Genomic DNA, 16,618 nt, shown 5'->3' on the forward strand with positions numbered 1-16,618 from the left:
GCGGCGGAGCCGCACGGGCGGCGCGGTCCCGCCGGCCCTCCGGGGAACGTCAGCGTGCCACCGCCGCGCAGTAGTCCTCGTCGGTGGCCAGCAGGTTCCGGTGGGTGTCCTCGGCGGTGACGACCCCGTCGTCCAGGACGAGCACCCGGTCGGCGGCGTCCAGCAGGGCCGGGCTGCTGGTGATCACGACGGTGGTACGGCCCCGGCGCAGCTCGGCGATGCCCCGCGCGACGAGTTGCTCGGTGACGGCGTCGACGGCCGTCGTCGGGTCGTGCAGGACGAGGACGTCGGTGTCCGCGGCCAGGGCGCGGGCCAGGGACAGGCGTTGGCGCTGTCCCCCGGACAGGTTCGCGCCGCGGTCGCGGACGGGGTGGTCGAGTCCTTCGCGGTGCAGGGCCACGACGTCGGTCAGCATGGACGCCTCGACGGCCTCGGGGATCAGCCGGCTGGTCCCCGACGGGTCGATGTTCGTGCGGAGGGTGCCGGCGAAGATCTCCCCGTCGTACGGGTTCACCAGCATGTGCTCGCGGACCGCCTCGACCGACAGCTCCGCGAGTTCCCGCCCGCCGAGCCGCACCACTCCCTCGTAGGCGTGGGGCGGCACGTTGAGGGCCAGGACCGACGCGAGGTCGGCCGCCGCGCGCGGCCGGTAGGCGGCGATCGCCACGAACTCGCCCGCGGCCACCTGGAACTTCAGCTTGTTCAGGGACCCGTACCGTACGCAGTCGACCTCGAGGCCGCCGCCCGCGGCCGGCCGCTCCGGTCCCGGTTCGGTCACCGGCGGCGCGGTCAGCACCAGTGCCATCCGCTCGGCCGACGCGCGCGCCACCATCACGTACTTCGGCATCTCCGAGAACAGCTTCAGCGGTTCGATGATGAACTGCGCCAGCCCCACGGCCATGACGAGCTCCCCGACACTGATCCGGCCGTCGAACGCCAGCCATCCCGCCGTCAGGGTCACGGCGGCGGCGAGGACCGCGTTGAGGGCCAGCGCGGTGCCCGCGTACACGCCGTTCACCTTGGCGACGGTGATCGCCTGGAGCCTCGCCTCCGTGCTGACCTTCCGGTAGGACCGGAAGGCCGCGTGGTTGCCGCCGAAGCCGTGCAGCGGGCGCAGGCCGGTGATCAGGTCGGCGACCTTCGCCCCCGCCCGCGCCACCCGGGCCTGCTGCTCCCGGGTGCTGCTGCCGATCCGCCGGGACATCACGCTCAGGACCGTCAGGATCGCGGCGGTGCCCGCGATCACCAGCAGGCCGAGCCGGATGTCGGCGAGGCCCAGCGCGACCGCCGCGACGAGCACGGCCACCAGCGAGCTGATCAGCAGCGGCACCACCTCGATGATGTCGGCGGTCTGGTCGGCGTCCTCGGTGGCGATGGTCAGCACCTCGCCGGACTTGAGGTCGACGTCCCTGGCCACCGGCTGGAGTCCGCAGGCCGCGACCTTCACCCGCCAGCGGTGCGCCTCCGTGGTGTTGGCCTTCTGCAGGATGCGCATCCCGAACCGCCACGACAGCGACACCGTCGTGATGATCACGGCGAGCGCGGCGATCGACAGGGCGAGCAGGCCGGGGCTCCGGTCCCGCATCGTGTGCTCGACGATCAGGCCGAGCGCGATGGGGAAGGCGGTCTCACCGGCCTGGTACAGGCCCATGAGGACGGTGCCACCGGCCATCGCGCCGATGTTGCGGCGCAGGGCGGTCCGCAGGATGTCGGACCCCGGGCGGGGCCTCTGTGCGTCAGGAGTGGTCATCGATGTGGCGGGCAATCGCTTCCGGGGTGCGCAGGGTGAACAGGTCGCGGATCGTGACGACAGGACCGTACTCCCGGCGGAGCAGCCCGATCAGCCGCACCGCCAGCATGGAGTGCCCGCCGAGGGACACGAAGTCGCTCACCGCGCTCACCTCGTCGTCGTCCAGGTCCAGTGCCTCGGCGAAGAACTCGCACACCGCGGTCTCGGTCCCGGTCCGCGGGCCCCGCTCCCCCGCCGTGGTCAGCGCGCCCAGCGGCCTGGCCTCCGGGAGCGCCTTGGTGTCGGCCTTCCCGTTCACCGTCAGCGGGATGGCGTCGACCCGCGCGTAGTGCGTCGGGCGCAGGAAGTCCGGCAGCCCGGCGCCCACTTCGGCGGCCACGTCCGCCAACTCGGCGCCTTCCAGCACCAGATAGGCGGCCAGCCGGTACGCGCCGTCGACCCCCGGGTCCGGCTGGGCGACCGCGGCGGCGAACCGCACCGCCGGATGGGCCGCGAACGCGGCCTCCACCTCGCCGGGTTCGACCCGGTGGCCGCGTATCTTGACCTGCTGGTCGGTGCGGCCCAGGTACATCAGGTTGCCGTCCGGCCGGCGGACCACGAGGTCCCCGGTGCGGTACATGCGCTCACCCGGCGCGCCGAACGGGCAGGCGACGAACCGGTGCGCGGTCTGGGCGGGCCGGCCGAGGTAGCCGCGTGCGATGCCGATGCCCGACACGTACAGCTCACCGGGCACCCCGTCCGGCAGCGGCCGCAGCCACGGGTCCAGCACGTACACGTCCGTGTTGTCGATCGGCACGCCCACCACCGGGTCCTGGCACTCGAAGGTGCCGACGCCGAGGGTGTTGATGGTGTACTCGGTGGGTCCGTACAGGTTGTAGCCGACCGTTCCCTCGGTCTCGGCGAGCCGCCGCCACAGCGTCGGGGTGACGGCCTCGCCGCCCAGCAGCACCAGCGCCGGGCGCCGCTGCGGGTCGTCGAGCAGGCCCTCCGCCACGAGCTGCTGCGCGTAGGTGGGGGTCACGTTGACGACGTCGATCCCGTGCTCCAGGCAGTACGCGACCAGGCGGGGCGCGTCACGGCGCAGCTCCTCGTCGCAGATGTGGACCTCGTGTCCGTCGGCGAGCCACAGCAGCTCCTCCCACGACATGTCGAAGGCGAACGACACGGTGTGCGCGATCCGGAAGACCCGGTGGCCGTGCTCCGCCAACACCGGCTCGAAGATGCGGCGCTGGTGGTTGACCAGCATGTTGGTGAGCCCGGCGTACTCGGTCACCACGCCCTTCGGCTTCCCGGTCGACCCGGAGGTGTAGATCGTGTACGCGGGATGCCGCAGACGGTCCGGGTCGTCCGGCGCGAACGACACGAACGGCTCGGCCCCGGGCAGGGGACGGTCCAGCTCGATCAGGTCACCGGTGAGCCCGGTCAGCCGGGGCGAGACGGAGCCGACGGTGAGGATCACGTCCGGGCGGGCGTCCGCGACGATCGCCGCGATCCGCTCGTCCGGGTGGTCCAGCTCCAGCGGCACGTACGCGGCGCCGGTGCGCAGTACGGCGAACAGGGCGACGATCGAGTCGAGGGAGCGGGGGACCGCGAGTCCCACGGTCGTCTCGGGGCCGAGGCCGCGCCCGGCGAGCACGCCCGCCACCGCGCGGCTGCGGTCCCGGAGTTCGGCGAAGGTCATGGACGAGCCGTGGGCAACGAGTGCGGTCCGCTCCGGGGCGCGGTCCGCCGCCCGGTCGAACCGGTCGACGACGGTGTCCGTGCCGACGTCCGTGCGCTCCCCCGGCGAGGGCCGCGCGCCGAGGCCCGGCAGTGCGCCCACCGGTCCGGTGGCCCGGGCCAGGTCGTCGAGCACGCGCAGGTAGTCGTCGAGGAGACGGCGGGCGCTCCCGGCGTCACCGACGCGGTGCTCCAGCTTGACCGTGAGCCGGTCGCCGGGGGTGACCACCCAGGTGTACGGGTAGTGCGTGGAGTCGTCGGCCCGCACCGAGGTGATGCCGTGCGCGGCGTTCATCTCGGCGAACGCGTCCATGTCCAGGAAGTTCTGCAGCACGAACAGGTTGTCGAACAGGGTGTCGTGGCCACTGGCCCGCTGGATCTCGCCCAGCCCCAGGTGCTCGTGCTCCATCGCCTCGACCCTGGCCGCCTGTACGGCCGACAGGTACTCCCGGACGGTGTGGCCGGGCCGTGCCCGGGTCCACATCGGCACGGTGTTGAGCAGCACGCCGACGATGCCGGACAGCCCCTCGCCCTCGCGGCCGGAGACGGTCACGCCGAACACCGCGTCGCCGCGGCCGGTGCGCGCGCCCAGCAGCAGGCCGAACGCGCCGGTGAGGATCGAGTTCAGCGTGACGCCGTGTGCCCTGGCCGCTTCCCGTACCCGGTCGGACCGTTCGGCGGACAGGGTGTGCACGAGGGCCTGCGGGAGGTCGTCCGGGAGGGCCGGCGCCGGTCCGGCGAGCAGGGTCGGGCCGGGGAGCCCCGCCAGGTGCTCCGCCCAGAAGCGTTCCGAGGCGGCGGTGTCCCGGGCGGCGAGCGCCCGGGCGTGCTCCTCGAAGCCCGGCGTCGCCGGGACCGGGTCGGTCAACCGGCCCTCGACGGCGGCACGGTAGGCGTCGAAGAGGTCCCGCAGCACGATCTCGCGGGACCAGCCGTCCCACAGCAGCAGGTGGTAGCTGAGCAGCAGGCCGTCGCGGTCGTCGGGCAGGCGCACCACGGTCAGCCGGATCAGCGGCGGCTCCCCCGGGTCGAACCCCGTGTCGCGGTCCCGGGCACGCAGCTCCTCGACCTCCGCGTCCGTCGACAGGGTGACCGTGCGGACGCCGACCCGCCGGCCCGCCTTGAGCACCTGGACCGGGCTGCCGTCGTCGTCGGTGGTGAAGCCGGCGCCCACGACCGGGTGCCGCCCGATGACGTGGGCCATCGCCTCGGCCAGCGCGCCGGTGTCCAGGCGCCGGTCGAAGGTGAACCAGTTCTGCGCCACGTAGTGCCCGGCCGGGCCCGCCAGCTGGGCCTGGAAGAACAGGCCCCGCTGGAGCGGGGTGACCGGCGCGGTGCGCTCGGCCGTGACGGAGGCGTCCGCGAGGTGCTCCAGCGCGCTCAGCCAGTGCCCGGTGATCTCGTCGGGGACGCCCTCGGCGAGGGTGAAGGCCGCGCGCAGGGATCCGGTGGTCTCGTCGAGCCACGCGTTGACCTCGACGGCGTAGGGGCTGCCCGGTCCGCCGCCGGTGAGGCGCAGCGCCCGGGACTCGCTGCCCCGGCCGAGGTAGTTGAACAGCACCTGCGGGCGGGCCGTGAGCAGCGGTGCCGTCTGCGGGTTGAGGTACCTGAGCCGGCCGTAGGCGACGTGTGCGTGCTCGTCCGGCTGGCGCTCGGCCACCTCGCGCGCCGCCGCCACGGGGTCGGTGTGCGCCGTGAGGCGTACGGGCGCGATGGAGGTGAACCAGCCGACCGTGCGGGTGTAGTCGTGGTGCTCGAGGGCCGGGACCCGGCCGTGCCGCTCCAGTTCGACCGCGAGGTCGGTGGGTGCCGGCTGGATCCGTGTCAGCGCGGTGCGCAGGGCGCCGCACAGCAGTTCGGTGAGGCCGACGCCGAGCGCGGCGGGTGCCGTGCGCGTGAGGCGGTCGCTCACCTCGGGGGCGAGCACGACGGTGGTCTCGCGCGGCTCCCCGGGCGCCGGCAGCAGTGCGGGTGCCCGGAGCGTGGTGACCCAGTGGCCGAGGTCGTCGACGGCCTGTCCCGACCGGAGCGCCAGGGCTTCGGCGTACTCGGCGTACGACGTCGTCGCCGGGGCCGGGGTTTCCCCGCGCAGGGCGGTGGCCAGGTCGTCGAGGAGGATCAGCCAGGACACCGAGTCGACGGCGAGGTGGTGCACGGTGACCACGAGGGTCCGGGTCGCCTCCAGCCACGCGAACGCGACGACGTCCCCGGACTCGGGGTCCAGCCGCCCGGCCGCCTCGTTCGCGACGGCCGTCGCGTCGGTGGTGTCCGGCCGTGCGACGGTGACGTCGCGGGCGGGCTCGGTGCGCAGGGTCCACACGCCGTGTTCGGTGCGCAGCCACAGCCGGAGGACCGGGTGCGCGGCGACCACGGCGTTCGCGGCCCGCCGGACGTCCGTGAAGTCGGCGCCTTCGGGGACGTCGAGGGTCCTGGCCTGGGCGAACCGGGTGAGGGGGCCGCCCAGTTCGCGCTGGCGGAGGATGATCGGGGTCGGTGTCAGGGGCCCGTCCTCGCGGCGGGCGGGAGCCGGCGCGGCATCGGCTCGGGGGGTCCGCTTCCCCAGGTGCTCCGCGAGCGCCCGCGGTGTCCTGAGCAGGAAGACGTCCCGGGGTGCGATCGGCAGGCCGAGTGCCCTGGCCCGGTTGACCACGGTGATGGCGACGATGCTGTCGCCCCCGGCGCGGAAGAAGTCGGTGTCGGCGTCCACGGCCGCGCCGGGCAGCGCCCGGGTGAAGACGTCCACGAGTGCGGCGGTGGCCGCGTGGCCGTCCACGAGTGCGGCGGTGGCCGCGTTCCCGTCCGCGGGTGCCTCGTGGCCGGTCGTGCCGTTCCCCGCGTTCCCGCGGGCGTGTTCGGTCAGGGCCGCGCGGTCGAGCTTGCCGTTGACCGTCAGCGGCAGGGCGTCGATCGTGAGGACCCGGCCCGGAACCATGTGCGCGGGCAGTTTCCCGGCCAGCGGGGCGGTGAGGTCGCCGGGGGTGCGGCCCACCACATGGGCGACCAGGTGGTCGCCGGTGTCCGCCACCGTGACGGCGGCGTCGACCACGCCGTCGAGCTCCCGGATCGCGGACTCCACCTCGCCCAGCTCGATGCGGAAGCCCTTGAGCTGTACCTGGTCGTCGGCACGCCCGAGGAACTCCAGCTCGCCGTCGAGGGTGCGGCGGGCCAGGTCGCCCGTGTGGTACATGCGGGAGCCGTCGCCCGCGAACGGGTCCGCCACGAACCGGCCCGCGGTGAGGCCGGGCCTGCCCAGGTAGCCGAGCGACACCTGGTCGCCGGCGACGTAGATGGCGCCCACCCGGCCGGGCGGCACCGGCCGGAGCCGGTCGTCGAGGAGGTGGGTGACCAGGCCGGGGATCGGGCCGCCGATCGGGCTGACGTCGCCGCCGGGGCCGAAGTCCTCGTCGGTCAGCACCCGGTGGGTGACGTGGACGGTGGTCTCGGTGATGCCGTACATGTTGACCAGTTCGGGAGACGCGGTGCCGTGCCGCTCGACCCAGCCGCGCAGCCGGCCGAGGTCCAGCGCCTCCCCGCCGAAGACGATCCGGCGCAGCGCGGGCAGCGGCTCGCCGGCCAGCCGGTCGGCCTCGGCGAACTGGTGGAACGCCGACGGGGTCTGGTTGAGCACGGTCACTCCGCGCTCGCGGACCAGGCGGTGGAAGTCGACCGGGGAGCGGGTCAGCCCGTACTCGGGCACCAGCAGCTCACCGCCGTGCGCCAGCGCGCCCCACAGCTCCCAGACCGCGAAGTCGAAGGAGAAGGAGTGGAACTGGACCCACACGTCGTCCGGGCCGAAGCCCATGTCCGGCTGGGTGCGGGCGAGCAGGGTCACCACGCTGGAGTGCGGGACGACGACGCCCTTGGGCCGGCCGGTCGATCCGGACGTGTAGATGACGTACGCGGGGCTGTGCCAGTCGGCCCCGGGCGCGGGCCGGGCGGCATCCGCCGGTGGTGGTTCCTCTCCCCGGACGAGCACGCGGGCCGCGACGCCGGCCCGGCTGAGGAGCTCTGTGAAGCGGTCGCGCTGCCCGCGGTCCACGAGGACCACCTGCGGGGCCGCGTCGGCGAGGACGTACTCCAGCCGTTCGTCCGGGTACGCCGGGTCGAGCGGTACGTACGCGCCGCCCGCGCCGGCGATCGCGACCAGCGCGACGACCTGCTCGACGGAGCGCGGGACGGCGACGGCGACCAGCTTGCCCGGACCGACCCCGGCCGCACGCAGGACTGCGGCCAACTCGTCTTTTTGCTGAGTCAGTTCACCGTAGGTCAGGGACCGGGTGGTGCCGTCGAGGCCGCACTGGGTGACGGCGGTGGCGGCGGGGTTCCGGCGCGCGGCGGCGTCGAAGAGTCCGCCCAGGGTCGTCGGGGTGACGGGTGCGGGGCGTCGCCCGCTCTCCGGCTCCAGGTCCGCGACCGGGGTGTCCGGGCGGGTGAGCAGGCGGGTCAGCGTGCCGGCGAACGTGCGCAGGATCGCCCGGGCGGTCGTCTCCCGCAGCAGTTCACCGTCGTGGATGAGGTTGAAGCGCGGGCGGCCGTCGGGTGCGCGCTCGACGACGAGGGTCAACGGGTAGTGCGGGGCCCCCTCGTTGACGATGCCGGTGACGGCCAGGGTGTCGCCGGGCCGCCGCAGGGAGGCCGCGTCGGTGGCCACGTCGAACACCACGAGGGTGTCGAAGAGGGGCCCGGAGCCGGCCTGCCGGCCGATCCTCGCCAGTGACACGTGCTGGTGCGGCAGGACCGCGCTCTGGTGGTCGCGCACCGAGGACAGCAGGTCGCCCGCCGTGGTGCGGGAGGACCAGCGGGCGCGTACGGGGACGGTGTTGATGAACAGGCCCACCATGTCCCCGATGCCGGGCACCTCGGCGTCGCGGCCGGACACCGTGGAGCCGAACACCACGTCGTCGCTCCGTAGGATGCCGCCGAGGGTCAGGGCCCAGGCGCTGTGCACGGCCACGCTCAGCGGCACGCCCGCCTCGCGGGCGGCCGCGTCGATGTCGTCCTCGGGCTCCACGACGGTGTCGGCGAACCGGCCGGACGGGGTGTGGTCCCCGGCGACCAGCGACGGGCCGGGCAGGCCGGCGAGTTGCTCGCGCCACACCCGGTCGCTCTCGTCGGTGTCGCGTCCGGCGAGCCAGTGCACGTAGTCGGCGAAGCCGCCCACCGGGTGCACGGTTCCCGGCGCGTGGTACTCGGCCAGCAGCGCGCGGAGCATCGGCGGGACGGACCAGCCGTCGGCGATGATGTGGTGCACGGTCTGCACCAGGACGTCGCGGCCGGGGCCGCCGCGGACGAGGGTGCAGCGCATCAGCGGGCCGGTGGCCAGGTCGAAGCCGGCGCGGCGGTCGCGTTCGGCGAGGTCGCGCAGCTCCTCGTCGGTGATGCCGGGGCGGTCGGTCACGGTGAAGGGGACTTCGGCGCCGTTCTCCAGCACGGAGACCACGCGGCCGTCGGCGAGGGCCGTGAAGCGGGCGGCCAGGTTGGGGAAGAGCGTGAGCAGCCGGGTGGCCGCCGCCGCGAGCCGGCCGGCGTCCACCTCGCCGTCCAGGGTGAGGAGTTGCTGCTCGACGTAGGCGCCCGCCGAGTCGTCGTCGAAGACGGAGTGGAAGTACAGGCCCTCCTGCAGCGGGGTCAGGGGGAGGATGTCGCGCAGCGCCGGACCGTCCAGGGCGTCGACGTCGCCCTGGGTGAGCGGCACCAGGGGGAAGTCGCTGGGCGAGTGGCCGCCCCGGTCGAGTGCGGCGAGTCCGGCGAGGGCGGTGCGGAAGTACGCGCCGAGGGTGGTGATGTCCTCGTCGGTGAACATCCCGTCGGGCCAGGAGATCGTGGTGACCAGTTCGTACGCGCCGTCGGCGGCGGGTTCGGCGATCGCGTTGAACTCCAGGGCGCGCGGCAGGCGCATCCGGGGGTCGCGCTTCTCTCCCAACTGTCCGGTGGTGCCCGCCAGTTGCCAGTCGCCGGGGGCGCCGGCGGCGAAGCGGCCGAGGTAGTTGAAGAGCACCTGGGGTGCGGGGGCGTCGAACTCCGTGCCGGCCAGGTACCGCAGGGCGCCGTAGGAGACGCCGTTGTCCGGTACCCGGGCGAGGTCCTCCTTGACGGCTTTGAGGGCGGCGGTCAGGTACTCGGGCGCGGTGAGGTCGGGTGCTGTTCCCGGGTCCACCGTCACCGGGAAGAGGGTGGTGAACCAGCCCACGGTCCGGGAGAGTTCCGGCTCGAAGCCGGCGGAGTCCGCCACGAACCCCGGCTCGCGGCCGTGGCCCTCGAGCTCGATGTGCGCGAAGGTCTGCTCCTGGCCGAGGTCGCGGCGCCGGCGGGCGAGGGCGACGGCGAGCGCGGTGAGCAGGACGTCGTTGACGCCGGCGTGGAACTTCGCGGGGATCTCGCCCAGCAGCGCGGCGGTGACCTCGGGGCCGACCGTGACGGTCCGCAGGCGCTCGTCCGCGACGGTGTCGTCCTTGGACAGGGCGCGCCGGCCCAGCGGCAGGTCCCGGCCCGGCAGGGGACGCCGGTAGGAGGAGCTGTCCGCGTCGAAGGCGGCGCGTTCCAGCAGCTGCGTCCAGCGCCGGAACGACGTGCCCACCGGGGGCAGTTCGACGGGTGCGCCGGAGGCGAGCTGCCGCCAGGCGGTGGCCAGGTCGTCCATCAGGACGCGCCAGGACACCCCGTCGATCACCACGTGGTGGGCCACGAGGACGAGTTGGCGTGCCGCACGGCGCCAGACGGCCCGCAGCATCACGCCGGCCGCGGGGTCCAGCCCGTCGGCGGCGAGGGCGACGCACTCGTCGAGCGGGCGGTCGCTCTCCTGCCATCCGGCCGCGGCCCGGTCGGCCTCCGGGATGTCGAAGCTCCAGGGTTCGCCGCGCACCAGCCTGGCGCGCAGCATGTCGTGCCGGCGGACCACGGCGGTGAGGATCTCGTCGAGGGCGCCGGCGGTCAGGTCCGCCGGGGTGTTCAGCACCACCGACTGCACGAAGCCGTCGATCGCGTCGGTGGTCTCGCCGAGCCACTGCACCACGGGTGATCCGACGACGGTGCCGGTCGGGACGTCGCGGTGGTCCACGGCGGAGACGTCCTCGCGGCTCGCCACCGCCGCCAGCGCCCCCACGGTGGTGTGGGTGAAGACCTGCCGCGCCGTGACGTGGAGACCGGCGGCGCGCAGCGCGCTCAGCAGCGAGATCGCCAGGATGCTGTCCCCGCCGAGCTGGAAGAAGTCCTGGTCGGTACCGACCTCCTCGAGGCGCAGCACCGCCGCGACCGCCGCGCACACCGTGCGCTCGTTCTCGGTGGCGGGCGGGACGAGCGTGCCCGTCGGGGCCGCGGGTTCCGGCAGGGCGTTCCGGTCGAGCTTGCCGTTCGCGGTGAGCGGGAACTCCGTCATAACAACGATGTAGGCGGGCACCATGTACTCGACCATGTGCTCGCGGGCCCACGCCTTGACCTCGTCGGCCCGCAGGTCCTCGCTTCCGGCGGCCGAGATGACGTACCCGACCAGGTAGGTGCCGCCCGCCGTGTTCTTCTTCGGGACGACGCAGGTGTGCCGTACCCCGGGGTGCTCGGCGAGTCCGGCCTCGACGTCCTCGATCTCCAGCCGCATGCCGCGGATCTTGACCTGGTTGTCGGCGCGGCCGAGGAAGTCCAGTGATCCGTCCGGGTTGTACCGTGCGAGGTCACCGGTGCGGTACAGCCGGGACCCGTCGTCGGCGAAGGGGTTCGCCACGAACCGGGAGGCGGTCAGGCCGGGCGCGTTGACGTAGCCGCGCCCCAGGAGGAAGCCGCCCACGTACAGTTCGCCGCCGGCGCCGAACGGGACCGGGCGCAGTTCGTCGTCCAGGACGTACAGCCGGGTGTTGGGGTTGGCCCTGCCGATCGACGTGGACAGGCGTTCCGCCGCGCCCCGGTAGATGACGTGCGAGACGCCGATGGTCGTCTCGGCGGGGCCGTAGCCGTGGTACATGGGGATGTCGAGCCTGGCGCGGAACCGCTCGTACAGCTCCGGGGTCAGCACCTCGCCGCCGCACCACACGTGCCGCAGGCTGTCCAGCCGGCCGGAGTCTCCGGCGATCTCCAGCAGCACGTCCAGCATGGACGACACCAGGTAGGTGAAGGTGACGCGCTGCTCCTCGATCACGCTCAGCAGGTGGTGCGGGTCGCGTTCGCCGCCGGGCCGCAGGACGACCAGCCGGCCGCCGGAGACCAGCGGCAGGAATATCTCGTTGATGGAGATGTCGAAGGACAGCGGGGCCTTGAACAGGGACGCGTCGTCGTGGCCGAAGCGCAGGATCTCGTCGACCTGCCACAGCAGGCGCTCGCTGATCGCCTCGTGCCGGATCATCGCGCCCTTGGGCCGCCCGGTCGAGCCGGATGTGAAGATCACGTAGGCGAGGGCGTCACCGGGGAGGGGGACGCCGGTCTCCCCGGTGGGGTGGGAACCGTACCGCCAGTCGGCGAGGTCGACGGCGACGGCCTCCGGTTCGGCCGGGTCGTGCCCGCCCGAGTCGTTGAGCTGGAGGACGACCCGGGCGTCCTCGATGACGACGGCCCGGCGGGCGGCGGGCCACTGCGGGTCGAGGGGGACGAACGCGCATCCGGCCTGGAGCACGGCGAGCAGGCCGATCACCATGTCGGCGGAGCGGCTCAGTGAGATGCCGACGACCTGTTCGGCGGTGAGTCCGCGTGCGACGAGGTGGTGGGCCAGCTGGCCGGACAGCTCGGCGGTCTGACGGTAGGTCAGCGAGCGGTGCTCGTCGACGACGGCGACGGCGTCCGGCCTGGCGCGCGCCTGCTCGAGGAACATCTCCACGACGGTCGGCCGGACCCGGTCGGCGCCGGTGTCGTTCCACTCGGCCAGCTTCGCGAGCCGCGCCGCCACGCTGGACGGGCCGATGGTGCCGAGCGGCCGGTCCGGGAAGTCGGCGAGGTCGTCCAGGGCGAGCTGGGCGCCGGCCGGCAGGACGCCTTCCGGGGCGGTGATGCTCAGGCCGTCCGCGCCGACCGCGCCGACCCGCCAGCCGGCGGGCGCCGTCCCGCCGTTGTCGACCCAGCCGAGGACGTCGGCGAACAGGGTGCCGGGTGTCAGGTCGATGCCGTCGGGGCTCAGGCCGGTCGCCCAGTACGACAGCCCGATGGCACTCGCTTCGGCGATGGTCCGGTCGGAGTGGTCGCCGGTGCGCCGACGTACGCCGGCCAGGCGTGCGGGGGAAAGCAGTACGACACGAGCGTTCGGTTCCATCGACGACTCAACGCCCTTTCTCGGCATGAAAGTCAGCCCCACCCAACTTAGGCTTACCTAACCACCTTCTCGCCAGGCCCGCCACAACCGCGCGTACCGGCCGCCCAGCTCCACCAGTTCCTCGTGCGTGCCCAGTTCGACCACGCGTCCCGCGTCCAGGACGGCGATCCGGTCCGCCGCCATCGCCTGGGTCAGCCGGTGCGCCACGAACAGGGTGGTCCGGCCGGCGCACGCGGCCAGTACGGCCCGCTCCAGCTCGGCGGCGCCCTCGCTGCCCGCCTCGGCGGTCGACTCGTCGAGCACCACCACCGGCGACCGGGCCAGTACCAGCCGGGCCAGGGCGAGCTGGGCGACCTTGGTGACGTCCAGGCGTTCACCGCCCTCGCCGACCGGGGTGGCCAGACCGTCGGGCAGCGCCTCGGCCCACTCGCCCGCGCCGACCGTGCGCAGCGCGTCCATCAGCTCGGCGTCGGTCGCCGCCGGCGCGGACAGCCGCAGGTCGTCGGCGAGCGGGCCGGAGAACACGTGCGTCTCCTGGGTCAGGATGCTCACCAGGGCCCGCGCCCCGGCCTCGTCCAGTCCGGCGAGGTCGGTCGGCCCGATGCGCACCGACCCCGCCTGCGGGGTCCCGATGCCCGCGATCAGCGCGGCCAGGGTCGTCTTCCCGGCGCCCGTCGCGCCCACCAGCGCGAGTGAACCGCCGGCCGGAATGCTCAGGTCGACGTCCTTCAGGACCGGTTCGTCGGTGCCGGGGTAACGGAACGTCAGCCCCTCCACCGTCACCGGCAGCGGCGCGGGGTCCGCCGGCGCGACCGCCGGGTCGCCCACCAGCCTGCCCTCGGCGGCCTCCCCCAGCACCCCGACCAGCCGGGTCAGGCCGGCGCCCGACTTCTGCGCCTCGTCGAAGGTGAACATGATGAGGCCCAGCGGGCCGAACAGCCGGTGGAACAGCAGCGGGGCCGCCGCCACCTCGCCCAGGCTGGCGGCGTCGGCCTCCAGCAGGGCGTACCCCACCAGGAGGATCAGCACCAGCCCGATGAACTCGGCGCGGTTCTCCCGGCCGACGAACCGGCCGAAGAACCGGAACACGTCGATCCCGAGGTTGCGGACCCGCCACGACTCCTCGGCGACCTTCTCGCGGAAGGCGCCCTCCAGCCGGTAGGCCCGAACCGTGTCGATCCCGTCCAGACCGCTGATCAGCGCCTGCGCCCGGTCGGCCTGGGCGGCCCGCTGCCTCCGGTACAGCGGGGCGGAGCGCGGGAGGTACCAGCGCAGCGCCAGTGCGTACGCGGGCAGCGCGCCGGCGCCCGCCAGGCCGAGCCGCCAGTCCAGTCCGAACATGCCGAACGTGGCGATGGCGACCAGCACGCCCGCCGAGAACACGGTGGGCACGGCCGTGCGGATGCCCTTGGAGACGACGGCCACGTCGTCACCGACCCGGGAGAGCACGTCTCCCCGGCCGACCTGCTCGATCCGCGCGCTCGGCATGCCGAGGACCGCCCGGACGGCCCTCTCCCGCAGCTGTGCGAGCAGGTCCGCGCCCAGCCTGCCGATCAGATAGGTCGACACCGCGGTGGCCGCCGCGCCGAGCAGGGCGGCGGCCGCCATCAGGGCGCCGATCGTGACGAGGATCGAGCGTGACGCCCCCTCGGCCACCCCGTCGACGACCCGGCCGAGCAGCAGCACCGGGAGCACCTGGAGGGCCGCCCCGGCCACCGTGGTGAGCACGGTGGCCGTGGCCAGACCGGGCATCTGCCGGCAGTGCGCCGCGATCCACCGGGCGGCCTCGCGCCCGGTCGCCGTGCGCAGGGTCGCCGGGGCGACGCGCGTGTCGGTCGTCCTCACACCGCGCCCCGGGCGGGCCGGGGGCGGGACGTGTCGGCCGTCATCCTCAGCCGGCCGCCGACTCGACGAGCTCGTCGACGGCGTACGGCATGGACAGCAGGGTGCCCTGGGAGATGGCCGCGCCGACCGCCGGGCCCTCGCTGTCCAGCAGGTAGGACACGTTGCCCTGCTTCACGGCGTCCAGGTTGGCGAACAGCTTGAACTTCTTGAGGGCTTCCGTGTCCGCCTTGTCGTTGATGACGAAGATCCGGTCGACGTCGACGAGGTCGACCCGCTCGGGCGAGAGCTTGGTGTAGAAGCTGCCGCCCGCGATCTTGTCGATCTCGGTCTGGTACGTGAAGCCGATGCCCGACGTCAGCCGTCCGCGGACGTCGGTGGAGGTGAACGGCGCCACGGAGTTCTCGTACCAGGACAGCACGACGGCCCTCTGGCCGGCGAACTCGGGGTGTGCCTTCTTGGCGGCGTCGAGCTTGCCCTCGATGTCCCGCACCATCTTCTCGCCCTCGTCGGACTTGCCGAGGGCCTTGGCGATCTGGAGGGCGTTGTCCTGCCAGGGGGCGCTGAACGGCTCCTTCTCGGTCTTGGTGCGGCCCACCGTCGGAGCGATCCTGGAGAGCTTGTCGTAGGCGGCCTGGTCGACCTCGGAGTAGACCGCGATGATCAGGTCCGGGCGGAGGGCGGCGATCTTCTCGTAGTTGGGGCCGGAGTCGCCGTTCTTCATGATGACTTCGGGCTTGGTGTCGCCCCACTTGTCCTTCACCCACGGCCACTGGGTGTTGATGTCGGGGCTCTGGCCCGCCGGGTTCGGGTACTGGTCGGTCATGCCGACCGGCTTGATGCCGAAGGCCAGCACGGACTGGTCGTCGGTGTAGCCGACGGTGACGACCCGCTCGGGGGCCTCGTCGACCGTCGTGGATCCGAATGCGTGCTCCACGGTGACCGGGAAGGCGCCGGCCTGAGTGGTGGACTTGTCGTCGCTCGCCCGGTCCGCCGGGTCCGAGTCGGAACCGCAGCCCGCGAGGAGGCCCGCGCCGAGCGTCGCGGCGAACAGTATCGCCGCCGGCCGCCGCCACGGCTTCCTACGCGTCGTTCTGTGGAGGAGCATCCGCAATCCCCTTGCTTTTCGCGCTGTCGCTACGCCCCGTGCGCAGGGCAGGCACACCGTACCGCACCTGAGTAAGGTGAGCCTAGCCTAACTTCAACAACTTCCTCGGGAATCAATCCAGTTGGACGTGCGTGCGACCGATCGGCACGATGAGCGGCCGGTCGCCCACCGGATCGTCGATCACCTTGGCGCGCAGCCCGAACGCCTCGTCCAGCAGCTCGGCGGTGATCACCTCCCGCGGGTGTCCCTGGGCCAGGACCGAACCGGCCCGCATCACCACGAGGTTGTCGCTGTAGCGGGTGGCCAGGTTGAGGTCGTGCAGCACCATGACCACGGTGCACCCCGACTCGTGCAGGTCGTTCACCAGGTCGAGCACGTCGATCGCGTGCGCCAGGTCCAGGTAGGTGGTCGGCTCGTCGAGGAGCAGCAGGTCGGTGCCCTGCGCCAGGGTCATGGAGATCCAGACGCGCTGGCGCTGTCCGCCGGACAGCGTGTCGACCGCGCGGTCGGCGAGGTCGGACACCCCGGTCATGGCCAGCGCGCGCTCCACGACGGCGGCGTCGTCCGACGACCACTGCCGCAGCCAGCTCTGGTGCGGATGGCGGCCCCGGGCGACCAGGTCGGCCACCGTCAGCCCCTCCGGCGCGACCGGTGCCTGCGGCAGCAGGCCGAGCTTCTTCGCCACGTCCCTGGTCCTGAGCCGGGCGATGTCGTCGCCGTCCAGCACGACCGATCCCCTGGCCGGCTTGAGCAGCCGCGCCAGGGTCCGCAACAGGGTCGACTTCCCGCAGCCGTTGGGGCCGATGATCGTGGTGACCAGCCCCGGCGGTATCGCCACGTCGAGATCGTCGATGACGGTCCGGGCGCCGTATCCGACCGTGACGCCCCTGGCTGCCAGCCGTGCGGCGCCGTCGACCGCGGACTCGGCTCCGGTGATGGACTGAACGGCCACAAGGCCCCCTTACTCAGGTCT

General features: G+C 73.3%; 5 protein-coding genes. All 5 read right to left on the reverse strand.

Annotated elements, in window-relative coordinates; all coding sequences use genetic code 11:
- Positions 1 to 49 precede the first annotated feature (49 nt).
- The 5 genes from AB0A94_RS30340 to AB0A94_RS30360 all read right to left on the reverse strand — a co-directional run bounded on the left by AB0A94_RS30340 (position 50) and on the right by AB0A94_RS30360 (position 16,597).
- Positions 50 to 1,750, reverse strand: a complete 1,701-nt coding sequence (locus tag AB0A94_RS30340; protein ID WP_361749140.1) for an ABC transporter ATP-binding protein — start codon at positions 1,748 to 1,750, stop codon at positions 50 to 52.
- Positions 1,737 to 12,695, reverse strand: coding sequence for an amino acid adenylation domain-containing protein (locus AB0A94_RS30345; protein WP_361749141.1), 10,959 nt, complete (start codon positions 12,693 to 12,695; stop codon positions 1,737 to 1,739). Before AB0A94_RS30345 ends, AB0A94_RS30340 begins: the two co-directional genes overlap by 14 nt.
- Before the next feature lie 57 nt (positions 12,696 to 12,752).
- The gene (locus AB0A94_RS30350) at positions 12,753 to 14,540 is read right to left on the reverse strand and encodes an ABC transporter ATP-binding protein (RefSeq protein ID WP_361749142.1); all 1,788 of its coding nucleotides are present in this window, start codon (positions 14,538 to 14,540) and stop codon (positions 12,753 to 12,755) included.
- 46 nt (positions 14,541 to 14,586) lie between these two features.
- Positions 14,587 to 15,645, reverse strand: coding sequence for an iron-siderophore ABC transporter substrate-binding protein (locus tag AB0A94_RS30355; protein WP_361749143.1), 1,059 nt, complete (start codon positions 15,643 to 15,645; stop codon positions 14,587 to 14,589).
- Positions 15,646 to 15,757: 112 nt separating this feature from the next.
- Positions 15,758 to 16,597 (reverse strand): ABC transporter ATP-binding protein, encoded by an 840-nt coding sequence (locus AB0A94_RS30360; RefSeq protein WP_361749144.1) that lies wholly within the window; start codon positions 16,595 to 16,597, stop codon positions 15,758 to 15,760.
- Positions 16,598 to 16,618: the final 21 nt, after the last annotated feature.

Source organism: Streptomyces sp. NPDC044984, from assembly GCF_040646935.1.
In the GTDB taxonomy this organism is placed as follows: Bacteria; Actinomycetota; Actinomycetes; order Streptomycetales; family Streptomycetaceae; genus Streptomyces.